At 63.5% G+C, this 15,877-nt stretch carries 13 protein-coding genes; 5 read left to right on the plus strand and 8 right to left on the minus strand.

The window, feature by feature from the left end:
* Positions 1-93: 93 nt before the first annotated feature.
* Both OCL88_RS07360 and OCL88_RS07365 read right to left on the minus strand, forming a co-directional pair.
* Positions 94-1,260: a site-2 protease family protein gene (locus OCL88_RS07360; RefSeq protein WP_264962065.1), complete on the minus strand. Its 1,167-nt coding sequence runs from the start codon at positions 1,258-1,260 to the stop codon at positions 94-96.
* Positions 1,257-1,997, minus strand: a complete 741-nt coding sequence (locus OCL88_RS07365; protein WP_264962066.1) for an HAD family hydrolase — start codon at positions 1,995-1,997, stop codon at positions 1,257-1,259. The genes OCL88_RS07360 and OCL88_RS07365 overlap by 4 nt, the downstream gene beginning before the upstream one ends.
* 123 nt (positions 1,998-2,120) lie before the next feature.
* Between OCL88_RS07365 and OCL88_RS07370 the strand changes: the two genes are divergently transcribed.
* Entirely contained in the window at positions 2,121-3,026 is a 906-nt protein-coding gene (locus OCL88_RS07370) for a PAC2 family protein (protein ID WP_166184324.1), read from the plus strand.
* Positions 3,027-3,095: 69 nt separating this feature from the next.
* Here OCL88_RS07370 and mshC read toward each other — a convergent pair whose 3' ends face one another.
* Together mshC and OCL88_RS07380 are read right to left on the minus strand one after the other, a co-directional pair.
* Positions 3,096-4,379 (minus strand): cysteine--1-D-myo-inosityl 2-amino-2-deoxy-alpha-D-glucopyranoside ligase, encoded by a 1,284-nt coding sequence (gene mshC, locus OCL88_RS07375; RefSeq protein ID WP_264962067.1) that lies wholly within the window; start codon positions 4,377-4,379, stop codon positions 3,096-3,098.
* A 15-nt stretch (positions 4,380-4,394) separates the two neighbouring features.
* Positions 4,395-5,228, minus strand: a complete 834-nt coding sequence (locus tag OCL88_RS07380; protein ID WP_166184320.1) for an undecaprenyl-diphosphate phosphatase — start codon at positions 5,226-5,228, stop codon at positions 4,395-4,397.
* A gap of 51 nt (positions 5,229-5,279) precedes the next feature.
* Between OCL88_RS07380 and OCL88_RS07385 the strand changes: the two genes are divergently transcribed.
* Entirely contained in the window at positions 5,280-6,206 is a 927-nt protein-coding gene (locus OCL88_RS07385) for an aldo/keto reductase (protein WP_021470482.1), read from the plus strand.
* On the opposite strand, the gene rfbA is transcribed toward OCL88_RS07385, so the two are convergent.
* On the minus strand, positions 6,203-7,069 hold the full coding sequence (gene rfbA, locus OCL88_RS07390; protein WP_193591339.1) for a glucose-1-phosphate thymidylyltransferase RfbA: 867 nt from the start codon (positions 7,067-7,069) through the stop codon (positions 6,203-6,205). The two genes, OCL88_RS07385 and rfbA, sit on opposite strands and share 4 nt — an antisense overlap.
* 53 nt (positions 7,070-7,122) lie before the next feature.
* On the opposite strand from rfbA, the gene rfbB reads away from it, so the two are divergent.
* From rfbB to OCL88_RS07405, 3 genes are all read left to right on the plus strand, one after another.
* Positions 7,123-8,121, plus strand: coding sequence for a dTDP-glucose 4,6-dehydratase (gene rfbB / locus OCL88_RS07395; protein WP_264962068.1), 999 nt, complete (start codon positions 7,123-7,125; stop codon positions 8,119-8,121).
* 4 nt (positions 8,122-8,125) lie between these two features.
* The gene (locus tag OCL88_RS07400) at positions 8,126-9,547 is read left to right on the plus strand and encodes a bifunctional dTDP-4-dehydrorhamnose 3,5-epimerase family protein/NAD(P)-dependent oxidoreductase (RefSeq protein ID WP_264962069.1); all 1,422 of its coding nucleotides are present in this window, start codon (positions 8,126-8,128) and stop codon (positions 9,545-9,547) included.
* Between the two features lie 203 nt (positions 9,548-9,750).
* Positions 9,751-12,498, plus strand: coding sequence for a WecB/TagA/CpsF family glycosyltransferase (locus OCL88_RS07405; protein ID WP_264962070.1), 2,748 nt, complete (start codon positions 9,751-9,753; stop codon positions 12,496-12,498).
* On the opposite strand, the gene OCL88_RS07410 is transcribed toward OCL88_RS07405, so the two are convergent.
* Genes OCL88_RS07410 through OCL88_RS07420 form a run of 3 tightly spaced genes read right to left on the minus strand, consistent with a single transcriptional unit; the run spans position 12,499 to position 15,876 of the window.
* Positions 12,499-13,830 (minus strand): hypothetical protein, encoded by a 1,332-nt coding sequence (locus tag OCL88_RS07410; RefSeq protein WP_264962071.1) that lies wholly within the window; start codon positions 13,828-13,830, stop codon positions 12,499-12,501. It lies immediately after the preceding gene.
* Positions 13,827-15,176 carry an O-antigen ligase family protein gene (locus OCL88_RS07415; RefSeq protein WP_264962072.1) on the minus strand — a complete coding sequence of 450 codons (1,350 nt, stop codon included), beginning with the start codon at positions 15,174-15,176 and terminating at the stop codon, positions 13,827-13,829. The genes OCL88_RS07410 and OCL88_RS07415 overlap by 4 nt, the downstream gene beginning before the upstream one ends.
* Positions 15,157-15,876 carry a hypothetical protein gene (locus OCL88_RS07420; protein WP_264962073.1) on the minus strand — a complete coding sequence of 240 codons (720 nt, stop codon included), beginning with the start codon at positions 15,874-15,876 and terminating at the stop codon, positions 15,157-15,159. The genes OCL88_RS07415 and OCL88_RS07420 overlap by 20 nt, the downstream gene beginning before the upstream one ends.
* Position 15,877 lies beyond the last annotated feature (1 nt).

A 15,877-nucleotide genomic window follows, 5' to 3' on the forward strand; every position in this document is an offset into this window, starting at 1 on the left:
GTGCGGCTGGACTGCAATGGCTTGCTGCCCATGGACGCTAAAAATCTGTTTGTTCTTATTGCGGGCCGGCAGGTAACTCTACCGGCAAGAGTGTCAGGCGCGCCCGCTCCGGCGGGCTTCTTTACCTGTTATAGCCGTCACTACTGCTTCTTGCCGGAGCAGGCCGGTGACGTATCCGTTGTGGTCCACCACCGCGTACTCACCGCCGTCGAGCTTGGCCAGGTACTGGATGAGCTCCTGGCCCTTGGACCATTCAGGGACGTACGCACCGGCGGCCAGCGGGTGCGCAACGGCGGTGACCGGCGTCGTCGAATGGACCTGGGGTGGCACCGCGGCTGCGGCTCCGGGATTGAGGACGCCCTGGGGCTTGCCGTCCGGGCCGCAAATGACGACGGCGGGAGTTCCGGCGGGGGCCAAGGCCAAGGCGTCGGCGACCGTGGCGGTGTTCGGAATTCCGACGGCGGGATCGGCCAGGCCGGCGGCGCTGACGAGGTAGAGGCGGCTGCGGAGTTTACCGTGCTGGATGGAGCTGGAAGCGCCTACCCAGAGGAAGCCGCAAACGAGGACCGTGATCAGCGTCAGGTTCAGATCCAGCCGCGAACCGCTGAGGAACGGCAGGGCGATGAACCAGATGAACAGTGCCACGGCAATGGCGCGACCGGACCATCCTGCGGCGATTGCGCCCTTCTCCTGGCTTCCGGTGGCCTTCCAGACGGCGGACTCCACCAGCCGGCCGCCGTCCAGGGGGGTGCCGGGAAGGACGTTGAAGATGCCTATCAGGAAGTTGGCCCACATGAGGATGTTTGCCAGCATCTCGATGACGCCCTCAAAAACCCCGCCAAAGACGAAGGGGGCCAGTGCCCCGGCCAGGATGAAGTTCGAGGCCGGGCCCGCCATGGCCACCACCACGGCACGGCCGGGCGATGAGGTGAAGTTCTGGAACTGTGTGTGCCCGCCCCAGAGGTTGAGCACGATCCTGTCGGTGGGCCACTTGAAGGCTTTTGCGCTCAGTGCGTGGGCAAGCTCATGGACCAGTACCGAAACGGCCAGTAGCAGGGCGTACCCGAACGCCACGAAGTACGCGCCGATGCCCAAGCCCGGAAACTGGATCAGGACGGCCGGTCCGTAGACGATCACCGTGAAAGCCGCGATCAGGAACCAGGAGTAGGCAAGGTAAACGGGGATCCCGGCAATTTTCCCCAGGGGGATGCCGTCCTTCTTGGGGGCAGCGTGGTGATGGGGCGCAGAGGGACTGCTCACTTATATGCCCCTTCGAGCGTGTTTCCGGTGGGCGTCGGAGCGGACTGAAGATGACGGTCGGTCACCAATTGCGCCAGGTCGGCTGACGTCCGTCCGCTCAGCGTTTCCCACAGAATCATGCGGGCATCATCAGGCAACGGGACCTGGTGCGGAACTCCCACGGTGATGACGCCCGAAGCCATGGCCGCGGTGGCGCCGGGAACAGAGTCTTCCAACGCCACGCAGTGCTCGATCCCCAGGGAAGGATCGTCGAGCCGGAGTCGATCGACGGCCGTGAGGTAGGCCTCCGGATGGGGTTTGCCGTTAGTGACGGTGTCTCCCGTGATCAGGAACTCGAAGTAGGGCTTGGCCAGGCTCTCAACCACTACTGACGCCAAGGGGCCTTCAGACATGGTGACGAGAGCGCACCGGACTCCGGCCCCGTGCAGGTCATCCAGTAACTCCCGGGCGCCGGGACGCCACGGCACTTGGTTCCGGACCTGGGCGATGACCTCACTGCTCAGGGTATCGATGATGTGGCGGGCTTCCATGCGCACGCCTGCCGCCTGCAGGATCCCTGCGGAATGGAGGAGGGATTGGCCCACGAGCTGCATGGCCTGCTGGTGGGACCAGGTTCCGCCATGCGCTTCAACCAGCGCCCGTTCCGCGGAAATCCAGTAGGGCTCCGTATCCACGAGCGTGCCATCCATATCCCAGAGCACGGCTTTCAGGGAGGGCTGGCTGGGTGAAGAATGCATGGGTTCAAGTCTACGTGGAACCTGGGCCCGCCCTTGCCGGGTCATTTTGCTGTCCGCGAATCCGGGACACGCGCCCGCGTAAATGCCATGCATCGGCGAGGGTCTTGGACGTAGGGTGAGTGGATGAACAGTGTGGACGGGAACCCGGATGGACACGATGGTGCTGCTGAGGTTGAGCGCTTCCTCAAGGAACCTGCGGAGGGCCAGCGCGTCACTGTAATGATCGCTGCGTTCGAAGGCTGGAATGACGCCGGAGAAGCTGCCAGTGATGCTTTGCACTACCTGAACAAATTGTGGGACGGCAAGAAGGTTGGAACCGTAGATGCCGAGGAGTACTACGATTTCCAGTTCACCCGCCCCACCGTTCGCCGCACATCATCGGGTGCGCGGAAGGTGAAATGGCCGTCCACCCGTATCTATAAGGCGGCGGTCCCGGACAGCAACGTGGACGTGGTTTTTGTCCTCGGCACGGAACCGTCCTACCGTTGGCGGGCCTACACCACCGAGCTGCTGGTCCACGCCGAAGCCCTCAAGGTGGATGCAGTAATCCTGGTGGGCGCCCTCCTGGCCGATGTGCCCCACAGCCGGCCCATCCCCGTGAGCACTACGACCGAGGACGACTCACTGCGCGAACGCCTGAATCTGGAGGCATCGCAGTATGAAGGCCCGGTAGGGATCGTTGGAGTCCTGGCGGAGTTTGCCATGCTCGCCGGGCTGCCGACCGTTTCTTTGTGGGCAGCAGTTCCGCACTACGTCGCCCAGCCGCCGTCCCCTAAGGCGCAGCTGGCCATCCTTCACAAGATCGAGGACCTGCTCCAGGTTCCGGTGGACAGCCAGGCGCTGGCCGAGGAATCGGAGGCCTGGGAACGGGGCGTAGACGAACTCGCAACCGAAGATCCGGAAATCGCGGCCTATGTCCGGCAGCTTGAGGAAGCAAAGGACACAGCAGACCTCCCGGAAGCCTCCGGTGAGTCGATTGCCAGGGAATTTGAGCGCTACCTCAAGCGGCGGGGCAAGGACCGGCCCTGACGCCGTAGCTGCACGAACGAACGGCCCCGGCGTCTGGCGGACGCCGGGGCCGTTCGTTTCAGCAGGGGCCTAGAGTTCGACGCCGAGCAAGGCGTTAACGGCATCACTCACCAAGGCGCCATCGGCCGAAGATGCGGCACTGCCGCTTTCGGTGCGGAGCGATTCTGCCGCCCAACGGTCGACGGCGGCGAGGGCGCCGGGGGCGTTGAGGTCCTCCGCCAGCTCGGTGCGCATGGCGGCGATGAGCGGCGCGGCCGAACCGGCAGCCGCCCGGGTTACAGCTTTGCGCCACGTGGCCAGCCGGTCCTTCGCCGCCGCGAACCCGTCATCGGTCCAGGACCAGTCGGAGCGGTAGTGGTGGGCCAGGATGGCCAGCCTGATGGCAGCCGGCTCCTCCCCCGCGGCCCGCAGCTTTGAGACCAGCACCAGGTTGCCCTTGGATTTGCTCATCTTCTCGCCGTCAAGCCCCACCATGCCGGCATGGGCGTAGTGGTGGGCCAAAGGAACTCCGGCCAGTGAGTAAGCATGTCCCGCCCCCATCTCGTGGTGGGGGAAGACGAGGTCAGAGCCACCGCCCTGAACCGTGAACGGGGCAGGCAAATACTTCTGTGCGATCACGGTACATTCGATGTGCCACCCGGGGCGCCCGTCGCCCAGGCTTGCTCCGGGCCAGCTCGGTTCACCCTCCCTGGCAACACGCCACAGGAGAGGGTCCAGGGCCTGCCTCTTACCGGGCCGGGCGGGATCCCCGCCGCGTTCGGCGAAGAGTTCCATCATCTCGGCCTCGCCGAGGCCGGAAACAGCCCCCAGCGTCCAGGCGTCCGTCGCCGAGGAGTGCTTTCCTGCCGCCTCGACGTCATAGTAGACATCACCGTCGGGCTCCCCGTCGGTTCCGTGGACGCGGTAGGCGACTCCGTCGGCAATGAGTTTCTCGATGGCGGGAACGATGTCCGGGATGGCTTCGACGGCGCCGATGTAGTGATCCGGAGCCAGGACATTGAGCGCATCCATGTCCGTGTGAAACAGCTCGATCTGGCTGGCTGCCAGTTCACGCCAGTCCACGTTGGTGGCGTTGGCCCGCTCCAGAAGGGGATCGTCGATGTCCGTCACGTTCTGGACGTAGGAAACCTTGGATCCGGCATCCCGCCAAGCCCGGTTGAGGAGATCAAAAGCTACGTAGCTTGCAGCGTGCCCCATGTGCGTGGCGTCGTACGGCGTAATGCCGCACACATACATGGACTGTTCCGGTTGAGAAGCAATGTCAACGACGCGGCCCAACGCGGTGTCGAACAGGCGCAGGTGCGGAAGGCTGCCGGGCAGCCCGGGAACAGGGCGGGAGATCCACGATTTCACGACTCAACCTTAGTGCTAGGCGCTGATCACACCGAAACCGAGCAGGACATACAGGGCCAGGCCCAGCAGGATCCGGTACCAGACGAACAGCCGGTAGCTTCGCGTGGAAACGAACTTGAGGAACCATCCGATGATGACATAACCCACCACGAACGCGATGACGGTGGCCAAGGCAGTCTCGGCAAGTCCGTAGGGCCCGGCGATGCCGTCGTTGGAAACGGTCTTGTACAGCTGGTAGAGCCCGCTGCCGAAGACGGCCGGAATGGCCAGCAGGAAGGAATAGCGGGCGGCTGCCTCGCGGGTGTAGCCCATGAGCAGGCCGGCCGTAATGGTGCCGCCGGAGCGGGATACCCCCGGGATCAGGGCCATGGCCTGGGCAAATCCGTACAGGATGCCGTGCTTGTACGTCAGTTGGGTGAGGTCGCGTTCCTGGCGGCCGATCGCGTCGGCCACGGCGAGGATCATGCCAAAGACGATCAGCATGGTGGCCACAATCCACATGCTGCGGAACACCGACTCGATCTGGTCCTGGAAGAGGAGGCCGAGAACAATGATGGGAAGGCTGCCGAGAATGACCAGCCAGCCCATGCGGGCATCGGGATTGTTCCTGGCTACTTTCCCGGTCAGTGAGCCGAACCAGGCTCCGATGATCCTGACGATGTCCCGCCAGAAGTACACGATCACCGCTGTCTCCGTGCCCAGCTGCGTGATGGCCGTAAAGGCAGCGCCGGGGTCGGCGGCATTCGGCAGGAACGAGCCGACAATGCGCAGGTGGGCGCTCGAGGAGATCGGGAGGAATTCGGTGAGGCCCTGCACCAGGCCCAGCAAGGCTGCTTCTATCCAGTTCACGTGAATAGACCCTACGTCATGAAGTATGGGAACTCCCCGTAAGCTATCAGCATGCAGCAGCGTTATGTCGGAAACAGCGGGTTCCGGGTGTCGTCATTGTCCCTCGGAACGATGTCCTGGGCACAGGAAACTGATGAGCAGGATGCCTCCGAACTGCTTCATGCTTTTGTGGATGCCGGCGGCACGACGATCGACACGGCTGCTTCCTATGCGCAAGGGCAGGCCGAAGCGTTGCTTGGTTCCATGCTCGGCGTAGTTGTTGCGCGCTCCGAGGTGGTGATTTCCACCAAGGCAGGGGTATCCCTGTCCGACTCCAGGCGCAGCATCAATGCCTCCCGGGGGGCCATGCTGGCTGCCCTCGACGCGAGCCTTGCCAGGCTCGGTACCGATTACATCGACATCTGGTTTGCGCACGAGTGGGATCCGAACGTGCCGCTCGACGAAACGCTGTCCGCGTTGGAACTGGCGCAACGGACGGGCCGTGCCCGTTACGTAGGAATCTCCAATTACAACGGGTGGCAGACCGCAAAGGCCGCAGCGGTGGCCGGCTTCACGCTGGTGGCCAACCAGTCCGAGTACTCCCTCCTGCAGCGCAAGCCCGAAGAAGAGCTGATTCCCGCGATCGAGGACGCCGGCCTGGGGCTCATGGCCTGGGCACCGCTGGGTCGCGGCGTCCTCAGCGGAAAGTACCGCGGCCAGATTCCAGCCGATTCCCGGGCCGCGCAAGGGCGCCTCACAGCCTACGTTGAACCGTACCTGGAGCCGCGGGGATCACGGGTGGTGGAAGCTGTTGCCATGGCAGCCCGCGGACTGGGGCGCTCACCCCTGGATGTGTCATTGAGTTGGCTGCTCTCCCGTCCGGGGGTCTCCACGGCAATTGTTGGACCCCGGAACGCGGTCCACCTCAAGGAGCTTCTGGACGCTCAGCTCGCCGTCCTGCCTGCCGAGATATCCCGGGCTTTGGAAGACGTTTCCTAGCGACGGTCCAGGATGTCCAGCAGGTAGCTCCCGTAGCCGCTTTTGGCGAGCTTCGCTGCTTGCTGGCGAAGACCGTCGTCGTCGAGGTAGCCCATCCTCCACGCCACTTCCTCGGGTGCGCCGATCTTCAGGCCCTGCCTGTTCTCGGTGGTGCGGACGTAGTTCGACGCGTCGTTTAGGTCACTGAAGGTTCCTGTATCCAGCCATGCCGTGCCGCGGGGGAATTTCTGCACATGTAGTTTTCCCAGCTTCATGTATTGGCGGTTGATATCGGTAATTTCCAATTCACCCCGCGCGGACGGTTGCAGCTCTTTTGCCATGGCAACGACGTCGTTGTCGTAAAAGTACAGGCCCGGAACTGCGTAATTGCTCTTAGGCTCGGCTGGTTTCTCCTCGATGGAAATGGCGAGGCCGTCGTCGTCGAACTCCACAACGCCGTAGGCGCTGGGGTCCTTGACCCAATAACCAAAGACTGCTCCGCCGTCGACGTCGCTGTAGTGGCGCAGTTGGGCGCCCATGCCGGGGCCGTTGAAGATGTTGTCGCCGAGGACCAGCGCCACTTTGCCTCCGGCAATGTGATCTTCGCCAAGGACGAAAGCCTGGGCCAGGCCATCAGGCGTCGGCTGCTGCGCGTAGCTGAGCGAGATGCCGAACTGGGAACCGTCGCCCAGCAGCTTCTGGAATTGGTCGGCGTCCGTGGGAGTGGTGATCACCAGAATGTCCCGGATGCCGGCCAACATGAGGGTGCATAAAGGGTAATAAATCATCGGCTTATCAAAGACGGGAACCAATTGTTTGCTGATTCCGAGCGTTATGGGGTGAAGCCGTGAACCTGTTCCACCGGCCAGGATAATTCCTCGCATCATTGTTGTCCTCTCCCCTGCCGTGGCGCGGCGTGCGCGGCTACGCTATCGCCATGCAGAGAATCCTTGTCACCGGCGGGGCCGGGTTCATCGGATGCAACTTTGTTCACTACATCATGGGCCACAGCAGCCTTCATGTCACCGTCCTGGACAAATTGACCTATGCAGGCAACCGCGCGTCGCTGGCGGGTTTACCGCCGGAGAGGTTCGAGTTTGTCAAAGGCGATATCTGCGATGCGGCCCTGGTGGAAAAGCTGACCGGGCAAGTGGATGCCGTTGTGCACTTCGCGGCCGAATCGCACAACGACAATTCACTGGAGGAGCCGCGGCCGTTCGTGGACACGAACCTCGTGGGCACTTTCACCCTTATCGAGGCGGCCCGCAAATACGGAACGCGGTTTCACCACATTTCCACCGACGAGGTCTATGGCGACCTCGCCCTGGATGATCCCGCCCGGTTCACGGAGGAGTCCGTGTACCGGCCCACGAGTCCGTACTCGGCCACCAAGGCGGGATCGGACCTGCTGGTCAGGGCCTGGGTCAGGTCGTTCGGGTTGCGGGCGACCATCAGCAACTGCTCAAACAATTACGGACCGTACCAGCACGTGGAGAAGTTCATTCCGCGCCAAATCACCAACCTCCTGGACGGCATCCGGCCCCGGCTGTACGGGGAAGGCCGGAATGTGCGGGACTGGATCCATGTGGAGGACCATTCCTCGGCAGTGGCGGCCATCCTCGAACGGGGCAGGATCGGTGAGACGTACCTGATCGGAGCGGACGGTGAACTGTCCAACCGTACCGTCGTGGAGAAGCTGCTGGTTCAGGTGGGCCAGTCCCCCGATGCCTACGACCTGGTAACGGACCGCCCCGGCCATGACCTCCGTTATGCCATCGACTCGGGCAAGCTGCGAAGGGAATTGGGGTGGACACCGCGCTACGGTGACTTCGACGCCGGGCTGGCTGCCACCTTGCGCTGGTACCGGGAGAACGAGGCATGGTGGCGGCCCAAAAAGGCCGAAACGGAACTCAAGTACGCAGGACAGGGCCACTGAGGCCATGGCAGCGGCAGCAGCAGTAACCTCCCGGACCACACCAATCCCGGGCCTGCTGGTCTTCGGGCTGCCCGTGCACGGCGATCAGCGGGGGTGGTTCAAGGAGAACTGGAACCGGAGCAGCATGGGCGCCCTCGGCCTCCCGGATTTCGGTCCCGTCCAGAACAACATTTCTTTCAACGCCCGCCGCGGAACCACGCGGGGAATCCATGCCGAGCCGTGGGACAAGTTCATCTCCCTGGCGTCCGGAGAGATATTCGGGGCATGGGTGGACCTGCGGGAGGGGCCTTCCTTCGGGGCAGTGTTCCACTGCGAGATGACACCCGGAGACGCGGTGTTCGTGCCCAGGGGCGTCGGAAATGCGTTCCAGACCCTCGAGGACAACACTGCGTACACCTACCTTGTCAACGACCATTGGAGCGCCGGCGCCCAGGATGAATACACCTTCCTGAATCTGGCGGACCCCCACGCCGCTGTACCGTGGCCCCTGCCATTGAACCAAGCCACCCTGTCCGAGCAGGACAAAAATCATCCCCGCCTTGAATCCGTGGTCCCCGTGAAACCCCGCCGAATCCTGGTTCCAGGGGCCAACGGGCAGTTGGGCAGGGCACTCCGGGAGGCTTTCGCGGACGTCGATTACGTCGACTTCGCCACCCGGGATGAATTCGACGTAACTGACGAAGACGCCTACCGGAGCATTCCCTGGCGCAAGTACTCCACCGTCATCAACGCCACGGCCTTCACTGGCGTCGATGCGGCGGAGACAGCGGCGGGACGGATCGCTGCGTGGAGTGTCAACGCAGGCGCCGTATCCCGCCTGGCGAGGACCGCCGTCGAACATTCCCTGACTTTGGTCCACGTCTCCAGCGACTACGTTTTTGACGGCTCGGCGGAGGTCCATACCGAGGATGAGCCACTGAGTCCGCTGGGCGTGTACGGGCAGAGCAAGGCTGCCGGTGACACAGCCGTGGCAGCCATTCCGAAGCACTACATTGTGCGAAGCAGCTGGGTGGTTGGCGACGGGCCGAACTTCGTGCGGACTATGGCACAACTGGCTGAACGGGGCGTGCGGCCCTCCGTGGTGGACGACCAGCGAGGACGGCTGACATTCGCGGCCGATATTGCTGCCGGCATCAAGCATCTGCTGGCCTCGGGCGCCCCCTACGGCACGTACAACCTCAGCGGTGGAGGGGAACCAAAATCGTGGGCTGGGATTGCCCGTGAGGTGTACCGGCTGTGCGGTTCGGACCCGGACATGGTGGTGCCTGTGAGCACTGAGCAGTATTCCAAACCAGGTACGGCGCCCCGCCCGCGCAACAGCACCCTGGCGCTGTCTAAGATCGAGGCTTCCGGATTTGTTCCGGCGCCCGTGGAATCACGGCTTGCCGGCTACGTATCCAGCCTCAAGGAGTCCCGCGTGCCCTAGCGGCCGGGGCCTATTGGGCCTAAAGTATCCCTACGGCAACCTCGAACAGACGGGGCCGGGAGACAACTCAAATAAACAAGTTGGTCAGGGTGGCATCGGCCGCCCACGGCGATCCAAGGCGGTGCAGCAGCCCGGGATCGCCGGTCATTGTTTGTGCCTTGAGTTGGCGCGCTTGCGCGAACCCGGAGTCTGGAGAGCCGATAATGCTGCTGCCGCGCATCTATTCCATCGCAGCCCTGTTCCATGTGTTGGTGTCACGGCACCGCAGGTCTGTCCCGGGCCCCCGGGTCCGGTCGGGCAAGGCGGCCACCGCCCCGTCCAAGAGCCCGGACCACTCCCCCGCGCCTGCCACGGACGGGTTCCGTAACGCGGTGAACCTCGGCGGCGTTCGCGTCGACCTCTTGGATGCTGCCTCGGCCTTGGAAGCCATAGCCGCGAGGGCAGCATCGGCCGGTGCACCTGTATTGGGAGTCTGCTCAGCAAACCTTGATCACATCCGCCATTTTGGTGTCGGCGGCAGGTGGTCCGGCACACTGGAATCGCCTGGCGTGGAGTGGCTGACCCTCATCGATGGTTCTCCCCTGGCGAGTGAAGCCCTCCGCCTCACCGGAATCCCGTGGCCACGATTGGCCGGCAGCGACCTCGTGGAACCGATTCTTGAAGAAGCGGAACGTCGGAGGTTGCGGGTCGGGTTCCTGGGCGGTTCGGAGCAAGCACACCGCATGATCAAGGAGCGGTTCGCGGTGGAGCGGCCCGGGCTGACGGTGGCCGGATGGTGGGCTCCGGACAGGGAGGTTGTCACGGACGACGACGCATCCCGCCGACTTGCGGCGGATATTGCCGGCAGTTCAGTCGACATACTGGTGGTCGGGCTGGGCAAACCACGCCAGGAATTATGGATCCATCAGTACGGTGAACTGACGGGGGCCAAAGTCCTGCTCGCGTTTGGAGCAGTGGTGGACTTCCTTGCCGGTCACATCAAGCGCGCCCCTGCGTGGGTCAGTGGCCACGGCATGGAGTGGGCGTGGCGGCTGATGTTGGAACCCCGCAGGCTCGCCCGCCGCTACCTTGTTGACGGTCCCGAAGCTTACTGGAGGCTTCGGCGGGACAGCGGCACAACAGATGCGTTGGCCCACCGACGGCTCAACGGTGCGCCGCATGAGAGTGCCGCCTTCAGTCATGCTGCGGGCTCATTCGTGCCTGCGCGCGAATTCGCGGACGTCGCCGTCATCGTGGTGTCCTACAACAACGCGGACGACGTCGGTCCACTGATCGCCAGCCTCAGGGCCGAGACCGCCGATCAGTCGATGAAAGTGGTCGTAGCGGACAATTCCCCGGACGGCAGGACGATGGCAGCATTGGCCGCGTTCCCGGACGTGATCGCCCACGGGACAGGTGGAAACCTGGGCTACGCCGGAGGTATCAATGCAGCCCTGCGGGAAGCCGGACCGGCGGATTCCTACCTTGTGTTGAACCCGGACCTGCGGGTGGAGCGGGGATCTGTCCAGGCACTGCGCCGCCGCATGGAAGCATGCGGTGCCGGCGTGGTGGTGCCAGTCCTGTTGGATGATGACGGCAGCGTGTACCCCTCCCTCAGGCGCGAGCCCGCCCTCCTGCGGGCTCTGGGCGACGCTGTCTGCGGCAGCCATTTTGCCGGCCGGCCGGGCTGGTTGTCGGAAATGGACTATGAACCGGAGAGCTACAAGTATGCACACTGCGTTGAGTGGGCTACCGGTGCTGCGTTGCTGATCGACGCGGGTGCGGCTCGGGTTGTGGGTGCTTGGGATGAACAGTTCTTCCTGTATTCGGAGGAGACGGACTATTGCCATCGCGTGCGTGGGGCCGGCTTTTCGATCTGGTTCGAACCCGCTGCCCGGATGTGGCATGAACGAGGTGGGTCGGGTACGTCCGCGCAGTTGGCGGCGTTGATGGCGGTCAACCGGGTTCGTTATGTGCAGAAGCATGTGGGTGCCGGGAAAGCGGGGCTGTTCCGTGCCGCTGTTGTGGCCGGCGAAGTGGCGCGTCTGGGTTTCCCTGGTCACCGCGAGGCGTTGCTGGCGCTGTTGAACCGGCGTCGTTGGTCCTCCCTGCCCCATGCGACCACCGGTGACAGTGTTCAACACGTGCCCGCCGCCGGTGCGGTGGTCATCCCGGCCCATAACGAGGCCGCTGTGATTGGGCGTACGTTGGAGTCTCTTCGCGGGGTTTTGATGTGGGGCACTGTGGAGGTTGTTGTCGCCTGCAACGGCTGTACTGATGGGACCGAGGAGATCGCGGCCGGATTTGCCGGTGTCCGGGTGCTGCGCGTTGGCCAGGCATCGAAAACGGCGGCTTTGAATGCTGCCGATGAAGTCGTGCAGGGTTGGCCCCGGTTGTACCTGGATGCAGATATCGAGGTAAGTGCGGGGGCTGTGGCTGCCGTTTTCGCGGCTTTGGGCGGGGAGGGGTTGTTGGCTGCCCGTCCTGCGTTTCGATATGACACCGCGGGAGCCTCCGTGCCCGTCCGGGCCTACTACCGGGCCCGGCTCAGGATCCGGGGAAACTCGGAGGCGTTGTGGGGCGCGGGGGCGTATGCGCTTAGTGAGGCGGGGCACGCGCGTCTGGGAAAGTTTCCCCCATTGACCGGTGACGACTACTACGTTGACCGGATATTTTCACCTGAAGAGAAGGCTGTGGTTGGGACAGACCCTGTGGTGGTGAGGACGCCGCGCTCCGTGGATGGATTGATGGCGGTTTTGCGGCGCACTTACCGGGGCAATGCCGAGCAGGACGCACGCGACGGAGGTGCTTCCATGCGCCGGAGGGTGCGGCAGTTGGCGGCCTCGGTGCGGGGGCCTGTCAGCGTTCTTGATGCTGCGGTGTACGCGGCGTTTGCCGGTGCTGGCCGGCGTCGTGCTTTCTTCTCCGGCCGCCCGCCCGTGGCGTGGGAGCGGGACGAAACCAGCCGTTAGCTAGAAGCCGCAGCTTCCGCCGCCTTCGATGCGGTAGAGGTGGACGGCGTTGCCGTCGGCGAAGGCGTCGGTGAATTTGCCGTCAGTGACGGAGAGCGTCCGGTTTTCATCGATAACGACGGCGGAGCTGCCGCCGCAGGAGGTGTGGAATTCGGCCTGTCCGCCGGTGTGCTTGTTGGCGGCGCTGAGGATATACAGTTTGCCGTCGTGGAGCTTGGTGGCATGGTCAACGGGACCGGTGCTGGTAACCGCTCCATCAAGGAAGGGGGCATTGAGCACGGGCGCGAGTTCCTTGATTTGTTTGTTCACGGCGGTCACCGCCGGGCGGGCGTCACCCGGGCAGTCGCGCAGAACGTGTTGGGTGACGCACGTGCCGCCAAAGCTGTGGTTGAAGTACAAGATGCCGCGTGCGCCGTGGATGAGGCTGCTCCAGACGGCTGCACGTATTTGCGGTCCTGTGATGGTTCCGGCCGAGGGGGCGTCTTCAAATGGGTGTCCAACTTCGACGAAAGCCCACACTGGTGAGTCCTTGCCGGCCAGCTCGCGAACACGTTCAACCGTCCATCCGTAGTTTGCGGCCAGGCGGCATTCTTCGTCGGTGAGGTCCCGGAGGTGGCCGTTGAGGGCTCCGCCTTCTGATTTCGCACAGATGTTGGGGTCGGTGAACCAGTAGTTGTCTGCTGATGCGACGTCTTGGTAGTCGTTGACGAAGCTGCGTGCTTGGTCGTCACTCAGCCAAAAGGTGACGCCCTTGCCGTAGTTGGCATACTTCATGACTCCGGGAGGAGCTTCGGCATTGAGGCGACGTTGAACGGTGTGGCCGCACTTGGCCTGTTCGGGTTCGCAGATAGGCCCCTCGCCCGGGTACTTTCCGGTCCATATGGCATCTCCTCCTCCGGCCCACATGTCCACCTCATCCCCCAGGGCGAAACCTGATGCACGGGCGGCCGGGAAGGTCGGTATGGCGTACATATGAGAGTTTCGGACAAGTTCCAGATCCGAATCGGGTGTGAGAACCACGTAGACGTTCAGGCCAGCGGCGGCGTCCTTTGCGACGTAATCCTTCTCGAGGGCGCTTTCGAACCAAACACCCACAGGGAAGTAGTCCTCACTGACGGGGAGCGGATTGGCGAACTGGGCGTAGAACGCTGCTCCGCCGTCAATGGTGCGCAATGTTGTTCCTGCGGGGTGGCTGGGTGTGAACAGTGGCTGGGCTGTTTCGCCGGACTGGTTGCCATGGAAAGAGATGGGCACGGCATCGCTCACAGCAACTGCGCCCAGGAATCCCAGCAACGCCAGAGCGCCGAGGGCTGCCGCTGCATTCTTCTTCATGCCCGGTCGGCGGTGTGGTTTGTGGTTGGCGGGATGCTTTGCGGCATTCGCGCCAGCCGCCACTGAGCCCCGGCTATGCCCAGCATGACAAACAACAGGTTGGCCGACATCGTGAAGGACAACGCATCAAAGAAGGCGTACGTTACGGCGATGGCTGCTATGGAGGCCAGCACCGCCTGGGCGGTTTGCTGCGGACCAGGAGTGGCGGCCAGCTTCCGGGCCCGCCAAGCGGCGATGAGTGCGCAAGCGAGCAGGGCAAGGAAGGATAAGAAACCGAGGAATCCCAGCTCCACGAGGATGCCGAGGTACTGGTTGTCCACGATCACGTAATCCGGAAGGAAGGTGCCGAAGCCCCGTCCGATCACAGGGTTGTTGGCCAACATGCCAAATGCTGTGGTGTAGGCACTGGTCCGGGAGCTGATGCTGGGGTCTGCAGTCCCCACGGTGAACAAGCCGCGCAGGGTTCCGAGCATCCCGGGGGTAAGGACGTACATGGCCGCGGCAAGGACCACGGCCAGGAGCATGGCACCGCGGCGGAGCTTCTTGGGCCAGGCGGGGATCAGTGCCGCGACCGCTACGGCAAACGCAGCCAGTGCCGACCGGGACACCGACATGACTGCGGCGAAGGAGATGACTGCCGGAGGGAGCCAGCGTAAAAACCAGCTTCGGGCACGGTCAGTGACCGCGAGTGAGATGGCGACCGGAAGAGTGGCCACGAGGACTACCCCGTACTCAAGCGGGTGGCTGGCCAGGCCTGCGGCGCGGATGAATCCGCCCCTGGACTGCACTCCGGTCAATTCCGTGGCTGCGCTGAATCCCGGGAGGCTGATCCAGTCCACCAGCGATGACCCTGTGGCGAACTGCAGAAGGCCGAGGAGGGCTGTTCCGCTGCCCACCCAGACCAGAGCACGCAGTACTTTTGTCAGGGTCTGCTGACTGGCGATGCCGTCATTGACGAGGAGGAAGATGCCTGCCCAGCCAGCCAGGCGAATTAAGCCACTGTCAGCGGGACTGGTCTCCGGCGCCGGCACACCATGCAACATAGCCAGTGCATAGCTTGCGAGCGCCACTCCGAGGAAGACGGCCATGGCGGTGCGGACCATTTGTCGTCCGGCCCGGGTGGGGTTGGTTCGCTGAAGTTGGTAAAGCAGCCACCATGCGAGCGCCAGGAGTCCACAGAGTGTGGAGGGCTTGCCGACCGACCCCAACGCGGAAATGGTCAGGTTCGAAGGGAAGGCGCAGGTGAGCAGCAGGTAAGCGATGACGAACCTGGAAACGTCGCGCCGTTCCGTTCGTTCCGGGAGAGCGGCCGGGAGGGTCATCGTCTCAGGCGCGCGATAGGTCATGGGACATCTCCTGGCGGCTCTTAGTCGTGGGGCCGGCGGAATGCTTGGCGTGCCGGCTCGCCCGGCGGCGCAGCAGCAGCCTGTCCACGTAGACGGTAGCGACGCTGGTTACGGCCAGGCACAAGCCCTCCAACACCACTGCCCCCTTGAGCCGGGTGACCGGTGTGCCGCCGCCGAAGACGACCTCGGACTTCGACGGTGTTGTTTGTGTTGTGATGAGGTCTCCCTTTACCGATTGTTCGGCTTGGAGATCCTTGGTGGCGTTGGTGATCCGATCCAGGAGGTTGTTCAGTACGTTGTTGACTGCTTCGGCGCTGGAGTCCACTACCTGGACCTTCAGGACCGGCTGTGTAAACGTCTTATTCCATTGCCCTCCGTTGTTGGGCAGCGTCACGGAGAAGCCATTTTGGACGCCGGCCCCGTAGAGGGTGCCATTTGTCAGGGAAAGGTCCACGGCCTGTTGGTCCTGGTTAACGCGTCGTTTGACCATGTCCGCGAACTCCACCAGGGTCATGGCGCTGCCGCCTGAGATCCAGTAGGCCGGTTCCCGCTCCGGGGCAAGGAATGTGACGTCAGCTTCGGTCCAGAAGACCGGTTCGGACGATCGGATGGCTCCTAGTGCTGCTATTCCGAGGACGAGGCCCAAGGCGACCAGATACCAACGGCGTAGGAGGATCCCCAGAAATGTTGCCGCTGTCATG

The sequence above is a fragment of the Paenarthrobacter sp. PAE-2 genome (assembly GCF_026013155.1).
Classification (GTDB): domain Bacteria; phylum Actinomycetota; class Actinomycetes; order Actinomycetales; family Micrococcaceae; genus Arthrobacter; species Arthrobacter ureafaciens.

Excerpts from the sequence above, each read along its gene's own strand:
- OCL88_RS07420 (WP_264962073.1), bottom strand. The coding sequence starts at position 15,876 with ATGACAGCGGCAACATTTCTGGGGATCCTCCTACGCCGTTGGTATCTG.
- OCL88_RS07415 (WP_264962072.1), bottom strand. The coding sequence starts at position 15,176 with ATGACCTATCGCGCGCCTGAGACGATGACCCTCCCGGCCGCTCTCCCG.
- OCL88_RS07365 (WP_264962066.1), bottom strand. The coding sequence starts at position 1,997 with ATGCATTCTTCACCCAGCCAGCCCTCCCTGAAAGCCGTGCTCTGGGAT.
- rfbA (WP_193591339.1), bottom strand. The coding sequence starts at position 7,069 with ATGCGAGGAATTATCCTGGCCGGTGGAACAGGTTCACGGCTTCACCCC.
- OCL88_RS07410 (WP_264962071.1), bottom strand. The coding sequence starts at position 13,830 with ATGAAGAAGAATGCAGCGGCAGCCCTCGGCGCTCTGGCGTTGCTGGGA.
- rfbB (WP_264962068.1), top strand. The coding sequence starts at position 7,123 with ATGCAGAGAATCCTTGTCACCGGCGGGGCCGGGTTCATCGGATGCAAC.
- OCL88_RS07370 (WP_166184324.1), top strand. The coding sequence starts at position 2,121 with ATGAACAGTGTGGACGGGAACCCGGATGGACACGATGGTGCTGCTGAG.
- OCL88_RS07405 (WP_264962070.1), top strand. The coding sequence starts at position 9,751 with ATGCTGCTGCCGCGCATCTATTCCATCGCAGCCCTGTTCCATGTGTTG.
- OCL88_RS07400 (WP_264962069.1), top strand. The coding sequence starts at position 8,126 with ATGGCAGCGGCAGCAGCAGTAACCTCCCGGACCACACCAATCCCGGGC.
- OCL88_RS07385 (WP_021470482.1), top strand. The coding sequence starts at position 5,280 with ATGCAGCAGCGTTATGTCGGAAACAGCGGGTTCCGGGTGTCGTCATTG.